This is a genomic window from Corynebacterium sp. HMSC04H06 (assembly GCF_001815935.1).
In the GTDB taxonomy this organism is placed as follows: Bacteria; Actinomycetota; Actinomycetes; order Mycobacteriales; family Mycobacteriaceae; genus Corynebacterium.
In genome coordinates, this window is record NZ_KV823452.1 from 26,951 (window position 1) to 41,747 (window position 14,797).

The 14,797-nt window shown below is 67.3% G+C and carries 16 protein-coding genes; 7 read left to right on the top strand and 9 right to left on the bottom strand.

What is annotated here, in order from left to right:
• Window positions 1-5: 5 nt before the first annotated feature.
• Genes hisB through hisD form a run of 3 tightly spaced genes read right to left on the bottom strand, consistent with a single transcriptional unit; the run spans window position 6 to window position 3,087 of the window.
• Window positions 6-617: an imidazoleglycerol-phosphate dehydratase HisB gene (gene hisB / locus HMPREF3067_RS09760; protein ID WP_070769529.1), complete on the bottom strand. Its 612-nt coding sequence runs from the start codon at window positions 615-617 to the stop codon at window positions 6-8.
• Window positions 617-1,735, bottom strand: coding sequence for a histidinol-phosphate transaminase (locus tag HMPREF3067_RS09765; protein WP_371259795.1), 1,119 nt, complete (start codon window positions 1,733-1,735; stop codon window positions 617-619). Before HMPREF3067_RS09765 ends, hisB begins: the two co-directional genes overlap by 1 nt.
• Before the next feature lie 44 nt (window positions 1,736-1,779).
• Window positions 1,780-3,087, bottom strand: coding sequence for a histidinol dehydrogenase (hisD, locus tag HMPREF3067_RS09770; RefSeq protein WP_070769531.1), 1,308 nt, complete (start codon window positions 3,085-3,087; stop codon window positions 1,780-1,782).
• A gap of 186 nt (window positions 3,088-3,273) precedes the next feature.
• On the opposite strand from hisD, the gene HMPREF3067_RS09775 reads away from it, so the two are divergent.
• Entirely contained in the window at window positions 3,274-4,278 is a 1,005-nt protein-coding gene (locus tag HMPREF3067_RS09775; protein ID WP_070769532.1) for a type III secretion system chaperone family protein, read from the top strand.
• Here the strand turns inward: HMPREF3067_RS09775 and HMPREF3067_RS09780 are convergent.
• The gene (locus HMPREF3067_RS09780; protein WP_070769533.1) at window positions 4,275-4,775 is read right to left on the bottom strand and encodes a hypothetical protein; all 501 of its coding nucleotides are present in this window, start codon (window positions 4,773-4,775) and stop codon (window positions 4,275-4,277) included. The two genes, HMPREF3067_RS09775 and HMPREF3067_RS09780, sit on opposite strands and share 4 nt — an antisense overlap.
• 98 nt (window positions 4,776-4,873) lie before the next feature.
• Window positions 4,874-5,575, bottom strand: a complete 702-nt coding sequence (locus tag HMPREF3067_RS09785) for a hypothetical protein (protein WP_246819294.1) — start codon at window positions 5,573-5,575, stop codon at window positions 4,874-4,876.
• 212 nt (window positions 5,576-5,787) lie between these two features.
• Between HMPREF3067_RS09785 and HMPREF3067_RS09790 the strand changes: the two genes are divergently transcribed.
• The 5 genes from HMPREF3067_RS09790 to HMPREF3067_RS09810 all read left to right on the top strand — a co-directional run bounded on the left by HMPREF3067_RS09790 (window position 5,788) and on the right by HMPREF3067_RS09810 (window position 11,585).
• Window positions 5,788-6,345 carry a TetR family transcriptional regulator gene (locus tag HMPREF3067_RS09790; RefSeq protein ID WP_070769535.1) on the top strand — a complete coding sequence of 186 codons (558 nt, stop codon included), beginning with the start codon at window positions 5,788-5,790 and terminating at the stop codon, window positions 6,343-6,345.
• 31 nt (window positions 6,346-6,376) lie between these two features.
• The gene (glgX, locus tag HMPREF3067_RS09795; protein ID WP_070769536.1) at window positions 6,377-8,548 is read left to right on the top strand and encodes a glycogen debranching protein GlgX; all 2,172 of its coding nucleotides are present in this window, start codon (window positions 6,377-6,379) and stop codon (window positions 8,546-8,548) included.
• Between the two features lie 27 nt (window positions 8,549-8,575).
• Entirely contained in the window at window positions 8,576-9,886 is a 1,311-nt protein-coding gene (locus tag HMPREF3067_RS09800) for a 3'-5' exonuclease (RefSeq protein WP_070769537.1), read from the top strand.
• A gap of 72 nt (window positions 9,887-9,958) precedes the next feature.
• The gene (locus HMPREF3067_RS09805; protein WP_070769538.1) at window positions 9,959-10,594 is read left to right on the top strand and encodes a hypothetical protein; all 636 of its coding nucleotides are present in this window, start codon (window positions 9,959-9,961) and stop codon (window positions 10,592-10,594) included.
• Between the two features lie 25 nt (window positions 10,595-10,619).
• Window positions 10,620-11,585 carry a GTP pyrophosphokinase gene (locus HMPREF3067_RS09810; protein WP_246819295.1) on the top strand — a complete coding sequence of 322 codons (966 nt, stop codon included), beginning with the start codon at window positions 10,620-10,622 and terminating at the stop codon, window positions 11,583-11,585.
• A gap of 1 nt (window position 11,586) precedes the next feature.
• Here the strand turns inward: HMPREF3067_RS09810 and HMPREF3067_RS09815 are convergent, their stop codons facing one another.
• The 4 genes from HMPREF3067_RS09815 to ilvA are packed head-to-tail and all read right to left on the bottom strand — an operon-like array spanning window position 11,587 to window position 14,151.
• Window positions 11,587-11,973 carry an RNA-binding S4 domain-containing protein gene (locus tag HMPREF3067_RS09815; protein WP_070769539.1) on the bottom strand — a complete coding sequence of 129 codons (387 nt, stop codon included), beginning with the start codon at window positions 11,971-11,973 and terminating at the stop codon, window positions 11,587-11,589.
• A gap of 3 nt (window positions 11,974-11,976) precedes the next feature.
• Entirely contained in the window at window positions 11,977-12,216 is a 240-nt protein-coding gene (locus tag HMPREF3067_RS09820; RefSeq protein ID WP_070769540.1) for a hypothetical protein, read from the bottom strand.
• Between the two features lie 16 nt (window positions 12,217-12,232).
• Entirely contained in the window at window positions 12,233-12,877 is a 645-nt protein-coding gene (locus HMPREF3067_RS09825; protein WP_070769541.1) for a YigZ family protein, read from the bottom strand.
• Window positions 12,877-14,151 carry a threonine ammonia-lyase IlvA gene (gene ilvA / locus HMPREF3067_RS09830; protein ID WP_070769542.1) on the bottom strand — a complete coding sequence of 425 codons (1,275 nt, stop codon included), beginning with the start codon at window positions 14,149-14,151 and terminating at the stop codon, window positions 12,877-12,879. Before ilvA ends, HMPREF3067_RS09825 begins: the two co-directional genes overlap by 1 nt.
• 189 nt (window positions 14,152-14,340) lie before the next feature.
• Between ilvA and HMPREF3067_RS09835 the strand changes: the two genes are divergently transcribed.
• Window positions 14,341-14,763, top strand: coding sequence for a hypothetical protein (locus HMPREF3067_RS09835; RefSeq protein WP_070769543.1), 423 nt, complete (start codon window positions 14,341-14,343; stop codon window positions 14,761-14,763).
• Window positions 14,764-14,797 lie beyond the last annotated feature (34 nt).

Sequence of the window (14,797 nt, forward strand, 5' to 3'; positions counted from 1 at the left end):
TGCGGCTACAGCGCTCCCTTCGTCGATGGTATGCCGTCCACGCGCGGATCGGATTCTACCGCTTGGCGCAGTGCCCGGGCGACTGCCTTGTACTCGGCCTCCGTGATGTGGTGGGGGTCGCGGCCGTAGCGGACGTTGACGTGCAGGGTGGTCTTGCTGTGGGCGGCAAAGGTTTCAAAAAAGTGCCTATTGATAACCGTAGCGTAGTGGCCCCCAATGATTTGCCATTGGAGGTGCTCCGGCTCCCCGTGCATGACAAAGTAGGCACGGCCGGACAGATCGACGACGGCTTCGACCAAGGTCTCGTCCATCGGCAGCAGCTGGGATCCGAAGCGGCGGATGCCGCGCTTGTCCCCTACTGCCTCGGCGAAGGCCTGGCCGAAGACGATGGCGGTGTCCTCGACGGTGTGGTGCGCGTCTACCTCGACGTCCCCGCGGGCGCTGACCTCCAGGTCGAAGCCGCCGTGCGTGGCCACGGCGGTGAGCATGTGGTCGAAAAACGGCAGGCCGGTGTCAATACTCGGCTGGCCCGTGCCGTCGAGGTTCACACTCACCGTGATATCGGATTCTTTGGTGCGGCGGGTGACCTTCCCGCGGCGCGGTTCCGGTTGGTTCATCAGGCGCTCCCTTTCTCAGCGTCGGTCTGGTAGTCGGTCAGCTGCGCGGCGGCGGCGAGGAAGGCGTCGTTCTCGCCCGGCAGGCCCACGGTCGCGCGCAGAAAGCCGGCCTGGCCGACGTCGCGGATGAGCACCTCGCGGTCCAGGAAGGCCTGCCAGGCGGCGGCCTGGTCGCTGAATTCGCCGAAGAAGATGAAGTTCGACTGGCTGTCGACGACGCGGTAGCCCAGCTCCCGCAGGCCGGCGACGACGCGGTCGCGCTCGGCCGCGAGCTTCGCGACGGTCTCCAGGGTCGCCGCGCGGTGGCGCAGCGCCACCAGGGCCGCGGCCTGCGACAGGGCGGACAGGTGGTACGGCAAGCGCACCAGCATGACGGCCTCAACGAAGGCGGGGTCGGCCACGAAGTAGCCCAGGCGGCCGCCGGCGAAGTCGAAGGCCTTGGACATCGTGCGCGAGACGATCAGCTTGTCCGGGTAGCCGGCCAGCAGTCGCACGGCCGAAGGCCCGTCGGAAAACTCCGCGTAGGCCTCGTCCACAATGACGATGCCCGGCGCGGCCTTGACCAGCTCCTCGATGTCGCCGAGTTCCGTCACGTCGCCGGTCGGGTTGTTCGGGGTGGTCACGAACACGACGTCGGGCTGGTGCTCGGCGATGGCATGGCGCGCCGCCGCCATGTCAATGCGAAAATCCGCACCCCGCGGGCACTCCAGGAATTCGGTCTGGGTGCCGGCGGAGAGCACCGGGTGCATGGAATAGGACGGCGTGAAGCCCAGCGCGCTGCGTCCGGGGCCGGCGAAGGCCTGCAGCAGCTGCTGAAGGACCTCGTTGGAGCCGTTGGCCGCCCAGACCTGCGCGGCCGTGACCTCCACGCCGGTGCGCTCGGTGACGTAGTCGGCTAGGGCCTCGCGCAGCTCGACGGCGTCGCGGTCCGGGTAGCGGTTGAGCTGCGGTGCGATCCGGCGGACCTCGCTGACCAGCTCCTCGACCAGCTCGGCAGACGGCGGGTACGGGTTTTCGTTGGTGTTGAGTTGGTTGGCCACCTTAAGCTGCGGGGCGCCGTAGGCGCTGCGCCCGCGCAGCTCGGGGCGCAGGGGAAGGTTTTCCAGGGACAAGGACACGACAAGCCTTTCTGACAGGGTCGGTTCGGGTGGCAGGTGGCGTTTTAGCGTTCGGTGCGGGCGCGGATGGCCTCCCCGTGGGCGGGCAGGCGCTCAGCGTCGGCGAAGGCGATGACGTGGCTGGCCACCTCGCGCAGCCCCGTCTCGTCGTAGTCGATGAGGTTGACCGGGCGCAGGAAGGTGTGCGTGGACAGCCCGGCGCCATACCGCGCGGTGCCGGAGGTCGGCAGCACGTGGTTGGAACCGGCCGCGTAGTCGCCCAGCGGGACCGGCGAGAACTCGCCGACGAAGATCGCGCCGGCGTGCCGGATGCGCTCCGCGACGGTGCGGGTGTTGCGGGTGTGGACCTCCAGGTGCTCGGCCGCATACGCGTCGGCCACGCGGATGCCGGCGTTGATGTCATCGACCAGGATGATCCCGGACTGCTTACCGCGCAGGGCCTCGGCGGCGCGCTCGGCGTTGGCGGTGGCGGTGTAGCGAGCCTCCACCTCGGCGTCGACGCGCTGGGCCAAAAACTCCGAGTCGGTGATCAGCACGCTGGCGGCCATCGGATCGTGCTCCGCTTGGGAGATGAGGTCGTAGGCCACCAGGACCGGATCGGCGCTGTCGTCGGCCAGCACGGCGATCTCCGTCGGGCCGGCCTCCGCGTCCACCCCGACAAACGAGGAGACCTGCCGCTTCGCCGCAGTCACGAAGATATTGCCCGGACCTGTGATCATGTCGACCGGCTCCAGGCCCGCGGCGTCGTCGCCGTAGGCCATCAGCGCGACCGCCTGGGCGCCGCCGACGGCCCAGACCTCGCTAACGCCCAGCAGGGCGCAGGTAGCCAGCACCGTCGGGTGCGGCAGGCCGTCGTGATCGGCCTGCGGCGGGGAGGCCACGACCAAGGATTCCACCCCGGCGGCCTGCGCCGGGACCACGTTCATCACCACGGACGACGGGTAGACCGCCTGCCCGCCCGGCACGTAGAGGCCCACGCGCTCGATGGGCGCGAATACCTCGGTGACGGTCGCGCCCTCGCCCAGCTGCGTGGTGTGCGGCTGCGGGACTTGCTCAACATGGACCTTGCGCACGCGCGCGATGGCCTCCTCGATCGCGGCGCGAACGTGTGGCTCAAGGACCTCGACGGCGGCATCGATGGCCGCGGTCGGGACCTGGACCGCCGCCGGGCGGACGTGGTCGAAGCGCTCGCCGTAATCCAGCGCGGCGGACTCGCCGCCGGTCTTGACCGCTTCGACGACGGGGGCGACGGTGCCGGCCACCGATTCGACGTTGACGCCGCCGCGGGGCAGAACCTTCCGCAGCGCCGACGTCGTCAGCTCGGTATTCCGCAAATCAATGGTATTGAGCAATCTTATGCCTCCTCAAAGGGCCAAACGTGTAGTAGAGACCATCTTAGGAGCAATTTCTACGTGCCGGGCCCGTATGAGCAGATAGACTTGGGGCACGGCCCAAAATCTCGGCCCACCCGGCCGGCGCCGGTGCCCCTGGCGCCCCACAGACCGTCCCCAGGCCGTAAAGAAAGCAGGTGTTAGACGTTGACCGCCTCCCCTCGCCCCGGTTTCCCGGATGCCTTGGCACCGGTGGATCTGCCGCGCGTTTACTCCTGCGCCCAGGAGATTGGCCTGCCGCTGCACTGGGCCGATGGTCCCCAGCCCCAGCTGGTCTACCAGCACACCTCACACTGCCGGCTGACCCTGTCCCTCAACCCGGACAACCCCGCGGTCATCAACTGCCGGCTGGAATTCGACGGGCCCATCGCCTTTTTCGCCATCGATGATTTAGCCCAGGCGCTCAACGAATGGAATCACGACTGCTTCACCCCCACCATGGTCTTCGAGCACAGCGGCCTGGAAAACCTCACCCTCTCCGGGCACGGGGCGATTGTCAGCCACCAGGGCCTGACCACCGCGCAGCTGGAGTCCTGCCTCATCCGGGCCCTGTCCAACGCCGGCGCCGCCTTTGACTTCTTCATCGAGCATTTCCCCGAGCTCGACCACGCCCCCGGCAGCGCCGCGCACACCAGCTGGGCCGGGTGGGCCCCGGAGCTAACCGAAGGCGACAGCGAGCGCCCCGCGCCCGTGAGCTACCCGCGGCTGCGCGAGCGCCTGCGCCAGATGGGGGTGGTCAACCAGCACGGCTTGGAGGACGGCCCGGTCCTGGCCTGGATCAACGAGGTCTTGGTCAGCTTCGCCATCGACTCCGGCCCCTCCGTGGTCATCAACGGCCGCTGGGAACCGCAGCTGCCGGCCGCGGAATTCTCCAAGCTGTTTTTGACCTGCAACGATTGGAATCGCACCACGGAGGCCTCCTCCGCGTTCTGCCACCTGAACTCCCCGGAGCCGGGAAGCGCTGACGCTGCCGCGGCCGAGCCCGAGAGCACCGTCGACGTCCACATCGATTATTCGGTCGTCACCGCCGAGGGGCTCACGGACGCGCAGCTGACCCAGCACATCGGCATCGGGCTGCACAACATCCTCTACGGGCTCGACTCGATTGCCCGCGACGTCGTGGGCGTCTCCCCCGTCAAGTGGCCTCACTAGGCCGGGTGGTTGTCGCCGGCCGTAACCGGGGCCGCGGTCGGGGCTTCTTGGGTCGGCTGGGTCTGCTGTATTTGCTGGGTCTCCCAGGCCTCGTCGCCGCTGACGAAGGCCGCCGACCAGTAGCCGAACATCGCCATGAAGGGCGCGGCTAAGAGGGCGACCCCGAGCGGGAACGGCGGGACGAACTCCGCGCCGTCGACCATCTCGGCCGGCTCGGTGGGTACGAAGAGCCCGGAGAAGACCACAAAAGCGGCGGCGCCGGCCAGCGCGCACACGCCCACCCACAGCAGGGTGCCTAACCCGCGGAAGCGCGCGCCCCGCGTAAAGGCCAGCACGCCGGTGACCGTGCCGGCTCCCCCGGTAATGACGGTGAAGCTTAGCAACGCCACCGCTGGCGCCGAGCCCATATCCACGCCGAAGCCGCCCTCGGGCAGCTCCGCGAGGGCGACACGCGGGCGACACAGGCCCCAGAGGATGCCCGCGACTCCGAAGACCACGAGTACGCAAGCGAATAACCCCGCAGCGAAACCGACGCTGCGGGGTGGAGTAAACGAGCGGCTCAACATAGCCTTCCAGGCTACCCTGCCGGGCGCTCCTAGTTACAGAAGGTCCAGTTGCCGCCCTCGTTGGCAAAGCGCATGGTGGTGGTGTCCGGGCCCTGCGGGGTAGCTACCTCCACGGTGGCGGAGGCGGTGTTGTCCTTGACCTTGATGTCGCGGATGTCCTGGACGAAGGTGTCCTTCCACTGCCCGTTGCTGGCCTCGTCCATGGAGACCTGCGGGATCTGGTTGTAATCGGCGTTGCGCAGCTCCGGCTGGGCGTCCAGCACGCGCTGGCAGGTGTGGTCCGGCATGTAGCGCATGAAGGAGCGCATGTCCTGCTGATCGTACAGGCCGCGAACCAGGCCGTTGATCTCGCCGGAGACGGCGCCGTCGGCAGCCTGGCCACCCTCAACCGGGGCGATGTCGGCCTGCCCCTGCATCGGGTCGCCGCCCTCGAACGGGTCAACCATGGACTCGGCCGCCGCGGCCTGGTCGCCGCCGCCGGCGTTGTTGCCGTCCTGGTTGGAGGCGGAGCGCTCCTTGCCCTGAGCGGACTTCTCGGAATCCTTATCCTTGTCCTTGGCCTCGGAGGACTTCTCGGCGTCCTTGTCCTTATCCTCGTCCTTGGCCTTGGAGCTCGGGGCCTCCTTGGTGGCGGTCTCGGTCGACGGAGCAGCCTCGGTGGAATCTTCCTCGTCAGAACCGCAAGCCGTAAGGGTCAGTGGGACGACCAACGCAAGCGCGACAACGGACATCTTAGACGGGGTGAAAAGGGACAACATTTCTCCTGACGATTTGAGGGACTACAGGCTTTCGGGGGGCGCTACCCTAACGCAGCGGCAGTACACCCTTGACGTCGAATATCATAACAACCTTTGCGTGGCAGGACAGTTACAGTTTGGTTATAGAAACCTGTGAACGTGGGCGTTCTGGCCCGCGCTGGGCCGGCCCGCTAGACTAGGTCATCGTGCAGTTATCCCGCGAGACCATCATCAAAGCCGCCCTTGACCTGCTAGATACCTACGGGCTGGCAGACACCACCATGCGGCGCGTCGCGGGCTCGCTGGGGGTTGCCCCCGGCGCGCTCTACTGGCACATCACCAACAAGCAGGGCCTCATTTCCGCGCTTGCCGATGCCATCCTGGCACCCCTGTCCGGCACCTCCCCCGTCGAACTCAGCCTGAGCCTGCGCTCTGCCCTGCTAGCCCACCGCGACGGCGCCGAGGTGGTCTCCGCCGCCCTGTCCCAGCCGCACTCGCTGGCCTGGGAGCAACTCGTAGCGCGCTTCAAGTCCGCGCTGGCCGCCGCCGGCCACGGCGCTGACGATGCCACCCGCCAGCTCGACGCCGAGTCCGTCCTCCACCTAGTCCTAGGGGCCACCACGCTGGAGCAGTCCCTGCTGCAATACCAGGCGGCCACCGGTAACACGGCAGCCGAGGAGCGCGTGGGTGATCACTCCGGGGCGGACAAGCTCGCCCGCGCGGTTCACATCGTGCTCGCGGGTACCGACTCGCTCGACAGGTGAAAGCGCCCGGTTGCCATTAAGCTAAGCAGCCATGAGCGCAACTTCCCGCCCCCAGATCACCCAGGTTTGGCCCGGCTCGCCCGCGCCCCTGGGTTCCACTTTCGACGGTTCCGGTACAAATTTCGCGCTCTTCTCCGAGGTGGCCGACAAGGTAGATCTCTGCCTTATCGATGCCGCCGGGAAGGAAGAGCGCATCGAACTCACTGAGGTCAGCGCCCACGTCTGGCACTGCTACCTGCCCTACGTGTCGCCCGGCCAGCGCTACGGCTACCGCGTCCACGGGCCTTACGATCCCGAGGCCGGCCTGCGCTGCGATCCCTCCAAGCTGCTGGTGGATCCGTACGCCCGCGCCTTCACCGGGGAATTCGACCGGGACGCCGCGCTGTATTCCTACGACATCCACGCTGAAGAACCCGGCACCGGGCGCAACACCTCCGACTCGCTCGGCCACACCATGTACTCGGTGGTCATCAACCCCTTCTTCGACTGGCGCGGGGACCGCCGCCCGCACACGCCCGAAAACGAAACGGTCATCTACGAGACTCACGTCAAGGGCATGACCATGCAGCACCCCGGCGTCCCGGAGCACCTGCGCGGCACGTACGCCGGTATGGCGCACCCGGCGGTCACCGACTACCTGCGCAACCTCGGCGTGACCGCCGTGGAGCTCATGCCCGTCCACCAGTTCCTCCAGGACGACCGCCTGCGCGAGCTGGGGCTGCGCAACTACTGGGGGTACAACACCTTCGGCTTCTTCGCGCCCCACCAGGACTACGCCTTTGCCCGCAAGCCCGGCGAGGCCGTGGCCGAGTTCAAGACGATGGTGCGCGCCTTCCACGCCGCCGGAATCGAGGTCATCCTTGACGTGGTCTACAACCACACCGCCGAAGGCAACCATATGGGCCCCACCATTGCGTTTAGGGGCATCGATAACCAGGCCTACTACCGCCTGGACGATGACAACCCCGAGTACTACATGGACTACACCGGCACCGGGAACTCGCTGAACGTGCGCCACCCGTCCTCGCTGCAGATGATCATGGACTCGCTGCGCTACTGGGTCACCGAGATGCGCGTCGACGGCTTCCGCTTCGACCTGGCGGCCACACTCGCGCGGGAGCTCAACGACGTCGACAAGCTGGCCACCTTCTTCGACCTGGTGCAGCAGGACCCGGTGGTCAGCCAGGTCAAGCTCATCGCCGAGCCCTGGGACGTCGGCCACGACGGCTACCAGGTGGGCAACTTCCCGCCGATCTGGAGCGAATGGAACGGCAAGTACCGCGACACCGTCCGCGACTTCTGGCGCGGCGAGCCGGCCACCCTCGGCGAGTTCGCCTCCCGGCTGACCGGTTCCTCCGATCTCTACGGCAACAACGACCGCCGCCCAACTGCCTCCATCAACTTCATCACCGCCCACGACGGCTTCACCCTCGCCGACCTGGTGGCCTACAACGACAAGCACAACGGGGACAACGGCGAGGACAACCAGGACGGCGAGTCCTTCAATCGCTCCTGGAACCACGGCGTCGAAGGATCTACCGACGACCCCGACATCCAGCGCCTGCGCCGCCGCCAGCAGCGCAATTTCCTGACCACGCTGCTGCTGAGCCAAGGCACCCCGATGCTCAGCCACGGCGACGAGTTCGGCCGCACCCAGTCCGGCAACAACAACGCCTACTGCCAGGACAACGAGATCTCCTGGATGGACTGGTCCCTGCTGGAGCAGGAGAAAAACTCCGAGCTCTACGACTTCACCAAGCGGCTCATCGGCATCCGCCACCGCCACCCGGTCTTCCGCCGGCGCCGCTTCCTGGCCGGCGGCCCGCTGGGCACCGACGCGCGCGACCGCGACATCGCCTGGCTGGTGCCTTCCGGCAAGCTGATGACCCAGGACGACTGGGACCACGACTTCGGCAAGTCCCTGATGGTCTACTTGAACGGCAACGCGATTAGTGAGCCCGACACCCGCGGCCAGAAAATCGTCGACGACTCCTTCGTGATGATTTTCAACGCCCACCACGAGCAGATCGAGTTCACGCTGCCCACCCAGGATCTCGGGGCGAAGTGGAAGCTGGTGGTCGACACTGCGCACCCCGGCGGGTACCCCACCGAGGAAATCCTCATCCCGGCAGCGGGTACCATCGATGTGCAGCCGCGCTCCACGCTGTTGCTCAAGCAGGTGGAGCCGCCCGTTCTCGATTAGTTCCTGCTTGGAAAGGCCCTGATTTTAGTGTCGGTTAAAGCCCACGGCGCCCACGTCGATGTCACCGCTACCAGCGTGGAGATCCACCACTCCGTGCTCTCGCTGAGCCTGGGGAAGCCGGCAACCACCTCGGTCCCACTCGCCGACATCAGGGATTTAAGCGTGCGCGAGCCCACCGCCACCGCGCAGGGCTGGGTGGCGCTGGAGGGCACGGCAGTGACCATCCCCGTCGACCCGCACCAGGACGCCGAGGCCATCCGCGCACTGATTGCCGCCGCCCAAAGCGGTGAGCACGACCCGGGCGTGCCGGGGCTGGATTTCACCGCCGTCGACGTCGAAACCGCCAACTGGCACTGGGGCTCCATCTGCCAAGTGGGTGCGGTCCGCTTCCGCGACGGCCGCGAGACCGAGTCGCGCACCTGGCTGTGCCAGCCGCCGGCTAGCTGGCCCGACTTCGACGAGGTCAACATCTCCATCCACGGCATCACCGCCGCAGACGTCGCCGATGCCGCCCCCTTTGCCACCGTCGCCGCCGAACTCGTCGACTTCGTGGGCGACGACGTCTTCGTCGCGCACAACGCCCAGTTCGACTCCAGCGCCCTGCACTCCGCCCTGCAGGCCACCTCCAGCGACGTCCCCGAATGGCAGCTGGCCTGCTCCCTGGCGCTAGCGCGCTACTGCTCCGACCGCGGGGTACTGGACGTGGCCAACCACAAGCTGCCCACCGTCGCCGCGGCGTGCGGACTAGATTCCTTCAGCCACCACGACGCCTGCGCCGACGCCCGCGCGGCCGGCATCATCGTCGCCGGCCTGGCGCAGAAGCTGGGGCTGACCGGGGGTATCGCCGGGCTCTTCGACGAGTGCGGTTTCCGCCTGGGGTCCCTGTCCCCCGAGCAGGTCATGCCGGTCCTGCAGGACAACGTGGCGCCAACCTCGGCTGCCGACCTCGGCGCGGGCACGGATTTCCGGTCGCAGACCCGCGAGTCCGGAGCACGCCGCCCCGCCCCGTGGAAGACCGTCGCCACGCCGGAGACCATCCCCGAACCCAACCCCGACGCCGACCCGCAGGGCCCGCTTTTCGGCCAGCACGTCACGCTGACCGGCGACTTCGAGCCCTTCGATAAAGGCCAGCTGTGGTCCGCCATCGCCGAGCGCGGCGGCGTTATCGGCAAAAATGTCACGAAGAAGACCACCCTGCTGGTCGTCGGCACGTGGGCGAAGAAGACCTCCAAGGAAAAGCGCGCCGAAGAGCTGCGCGACAAGGGCCAGGACATCACCTTCTGGAGCGCGAACGAGCTCCTCGACGCGGTAGGCTTAAGCGACCAGCCGCCGTTCTAAGGGAACCGTTGCGGCCGCGGCGCAGTCTAACTATTCGTCAGGGATTCCCGCCGACTTCCCAGGAGAATAGTTGTGACCACCGCCCTCCACCCAGCCACGCACCCGGAGCTGAGTTTAAGCGGCCTGCTGCCCCGCCTGGTCCGCCAGCGCTGGACGACTAACACCGGCTTATCCGATGACGGCTTCTGCGACTCCGTAGCGACCCTGCCGCTGTCGCAGAACTGGTCGATGACCCTGCGGTGTACAACCTCCGACGGCGGCATCAACGTCAGCCAGCGCGGCCTGGATGAGCTGGGCGTGTCCATCCAGCACGCGTGGGATTTCGCCGCCATCAACTTGGCCGAGGCCTCCCGCTCCGAGTACGGGACCCAGTTCTGGATGCGGCCGGCCAGCGCGGTCCTCGGGCCGGGCTGCCCCGACGGCGTGCAGGTGGCCACCTCGCGGTATCCGATTAGCTCCTGGCTGGCCCACCCGCGCGCCTTCCTCCTGCTCGACGATCACCTGCACACCATCCTGGCCGCCGAGCGCCTGGTCTACCTCGTGCCCGACCCGGCCACGGTGATTGCGCTGGCCGGTGTCGGCCACCAGGAGGCCACGGCGTGGGCGCAACGGGCGCAAGAAACGCGGCCGCGGCATCGGGTGCAACTGTCCTCGGTGCCGTTACTATTGGTGCAGGGGTTTCCGCAGGACTACTGCCTCAATACTTAAAGCTCGACCAGAAAGGAGCCGCCCCGTGGCCCGCCTGGGCACCCGCTACCACGACTGGAACCGGCAGCACCCGCACGCCGCTGCGGACTTCCACTCGGCCATCGAAGAATTGCTTAACGATGCCGGCGTCATCTTCGATCACGTCTCCGCCCGCGTGAAGAGCTGGTCCTCGTTCAAGGCGAAGGCGAAAAAGCGCAACTCCGACGGCGATCCGGTCTACCCGCACCCGTGGGAGGATATCCACGATCTGGTCGGCGTGCGCGTCACGGTCTTCCACTCCACCGCCATCCCGCAGGCCATCGACGTGTTAAGCGAGTCCTTCGAGGTCCTGCGCTCGGTCGACAAGGCGGCGCAGACGCGGATCTCCGGAGGCTTCGGCTACGGCTCGCACCACCTGGTGCTACAGGTGACCGACGCCATCGAGGAGCTGGGCGCCTACCGCGGCTTCACTTTCGAGGTGCAGGTGCGCACCGTCCTGCAGCACGCCTGGGCCGAGTTCGAGCACGACATCCGCTACAAGCAGGGCCCCAACCCGCCCTCGCCGCAGGTGGACCGCCTGTTCACGCTGGCGGCCGGGCTGATCGAGCTCGCCGATCAGCAATTCGACGAGATCGCCGCACTCAAGAGCCCGCGGACCGAGACCACCGAGGACGTGGTGGTCACGGCGGAGACGCTGCCCGGGATTCTCACCATGCTGCTGGGATCGCGCTTCCCGCGTTCGCGCTCGGATCACTACCGCTGGCTGGCGGAGCTACTCGAGCTCAACGGGGTGACCACGGTGCGCCAGCTCCAGGAGCTGCTCAACGACGAGGACATCGCCTCCCTGCAGGAGGCCTTCCAGTACCGCTTCCGCCCCGGCCACATCCGGTTGGTCGACGATCTCCTGCTCAACCGCTTCGGGCAGGCGCACATCGATGCCACCGCGCACACCGGCAACCGCACCGACCGCGCCAAGCGCTTGCGCGGGCGCTTAAAGCAACTGCGCGGCTAGGCTAGCGGAAGCCGCCGCGGAACTTCTCCATCTGGCGGCGCTCCCGCTTGGTGGGCCGGCCCGCGCCCTTCGCGCGGACGGGCACCGACGGCTGGAACTGCCGCGGCGGGGGCGGCGGCGCGTGGTCGGTGTAGCAGGTGCGCGCGACCGGCGCCCCGACGCGCTTGCGGACGGTGGCTAGCACCTCGAGATCGTATTCGTGGTGGTCCTTCCACACACGGACACGGTCGCCGGGGACGACCTGCTGCGAGGGCTTGACGGCCTCGCCGTTGATTTTGACGTGGCCGGCTTTGACGGCATCGGCGGCCGCGGAGCGGGTTTTGAACATGCGCACCGCCCAGACCCACGCGTCGATACGAACCGGCCTACCAGCAGGCTGGTTATCCATGAACTAGTAGTTGTTGTAGTTCTGGTTGATGATCTTGCGCACCTTGAGGAAGTTGGCGGCGCCGCCCACGACGGCCACCACCAGGCCGAGCACCAGCCAGAAGCCGGGGTTGCCGAACAGGATAGTCATCAGAACGCCACCGCCGACCCCAGCGCCCACGGAGATGAGGCCGTTGCGGGAGTGCTTGCGGACTGCTTGCTTGCGCGCTTCAATCGGATTGTTGGGACGTCGCTGCATGGTCATGGCACGCTATTCTACCTCACGCACCAGGTAACTCCACCCAGGCTCGCCCGCCGGCCCGCGGGGTCACCCGCCCCTGCGTCAGCGCCGCCAGCTCGGCCTCTAGGCCGTCGCGGCCGCCGGGCGCGCACGCCAACGTATAGGTCACCGCCGCGCCGTACTGGGTGTCCTGGATGTCGTAGCCGCGGGCCCGGAGGTCCGCCTCTAGGCGGCCGGCCTCCGCGTGCTCGACCTCAATCGTGTAGAGCTCCCGCTGCGCGCGAGTAACGCGGTCGACCTGCGCGACCGCCTCGCTGAGCGTGCCGCCGTAGGCGTGCACCAGCCCGCCGGCGCCCAGCTTGATGCCGCCGAAGTAGCGCACCACCACCGCGCACACGTCCAGCATGCCGCTGCCCTTGAGCACGTCCAGCATAGGTTTGCCGGCGGTGCCGGAGGGCTCGCCGTCGTCGGAGGACCGCTCCACCGGCTGCGCTCCGTCCTGGTAGTAGACGTAGGCGCTGCAGTGATGGCGGGCGTCCGGGAAGCGCTCGCGCACGCTCTCGATGAACCCGCGCGCCTCCTCTTCGTTCTGGGCCCGCGCGACGAGCGCGATGAAGCGGGAGCGCTTAATTTCTACTTCATGCTCGGTGACCTTCCCGGCCGCGGGTAGCGGGTAGCGCTCCATTAAGACACCAGGAATTCGTACTCGGGGGTGCCCGGCTCCAGGCGCTGGCACTTAATGCGTGACTCCTCCATCCGGGCGAGCAGCCCCGGCAGACCGACGGCCTCCCCGAGCTGCAGACCGACCAGCGCCGCCCCGGTCTCACGGTTGTTGCGCTTTAGGTACTCGAACAGGGTGATGTCGTCGTGCGGGCCCAGGATCTCCTCCAAAAACGCACGCAGCTGCCCGGGTTCTTGCGGGAAGTTGACCAGGAAGTAGTGTTTGAGCCCGCGGTGGACCAGGGAGCGCTCCATGATCTCGGCGTAGCGCAGCACGTCGTTGTTGCCGCCTGAGATGACGCAGACGACGTTGGACCCGGCGGGGGCATCGACAAGCTCGAGCCCGGCCACGGACAGGGCGCCGGCGGGCTCGGCGATGATCCCCTCGTTCTGGTAGAGCTCCAGCAGCTCGGTGCACACCGCACCCTCGGAGACCGTCTCGCAGCTGAGTCGCTCGCGGTTATGGCTGACGATGTCGAACGGCAGCGAACCAATGCGTCCCACGGCCGCGCCGTCGACGAAGGGATCGATCTCGTCCAGCGCCACCGGCTCGCCCGCCCGCAGGGCCGCGGTCAGCGATGCTGCCCCTTGCGGCTCAATCCCGTAGACCTGCGTGCGCGGGGACATGTCGGCCAAGTAGCTGACGATGCCTCCCAGCAAACCGCCGCCGCCCACCGGGGCGACGACCGCGTCGAGGCTGCGCCCCTGGGCGGACAGCTGCGAGACGATCTCCGCGGCGACGGTGCCTTGGCCGGTGATGGTGTCGCGGGCATCGAAGGGCTCGATCATGGTGGCGCCGCGGGCTTCGGCATCGGCGCGGGCTGCGGCCGCCGCCTCGTCGAAGTTGGCGCCGACGACGACCAACTCGACCGCGTCGCCGCCGTGGACCAGGATGCGATCGCGCTTTTGCTTCGGGGTGGGGCCGGGCACGAAGATTTTGCCCTTGATGCCCATGGTGCGGCAGGCATACGCCACGCCCTGGGCGTGATTGCCCGCCGATGCCGCCACTACCCCGCCGGCACGCTGCTCCTCGGACAGGTTGGAAATCGCAAAATAGGACCCGCGGATCTTGTAGGAGCGCACGTCTTGCTGGTCTTCCCGCTTGAGGAAGACTTCGTAGCCTGTAATCTGCGACAGACGCGGGCAGTAGTGCAGCGGGGTGGGAGCAATCTCGGACGAAATGCGGGACTGGGCCAGCTGGACGTCGGAGGCTCGGATGGGGTCGTAGTTTTGCGTCATGTCGGTTCATTCTAGCGGGCAGGGTGGCGGCCGGGGCGCAATACCTATAGTTTGACAGACATTCCCCAGCACCGGGGTGTCCTGGACCACTAATGCGCCCGCAAGGGTAGACATCTCCAAACAACCTGATAAATTCATACGAGGATTTTTAGCACCGTTTCTCTCGTCTTGTTTTAAGGAGTTTCCACCATGCGCCGTACACGCCTTTCCACCACCCTTGTCGCAACCGCCGCCGTCACGTTCAGCCTCGCCTCCCCGGTAGCCATGGCCGACGACGCCGCGGAGATCCCGCTCTCTTCCGAAGCCTCCACTGACAAATCCACCGAGAGCGGTAACGCCGGCGAAAACGGTGATTCCGAAGCTCCCGACGGCAACGGCGGCGCCGAGGGCGGCGACCAGACGGACGGCAAGCCGGAGGACGAGGAGCCCGATACCATGTTCGGCTCCAGCGCCGAGCAGACCGAAAAGTTGAAGGAGGTCATGTCGTGGGTCTCCGTGGTTGGTGCGCTGCTGGCTGGCATCGTGCAGGCCACCGTGATGCTCGCGCGGATCAACCCGGCCATCCTCAACCCGCTCAAGGATCTCCTGAAGCAGGCCGGCGTCAAGTTCTAGGCCTTTAGGCACGCCGAGTAGGCGCTACGGAGTG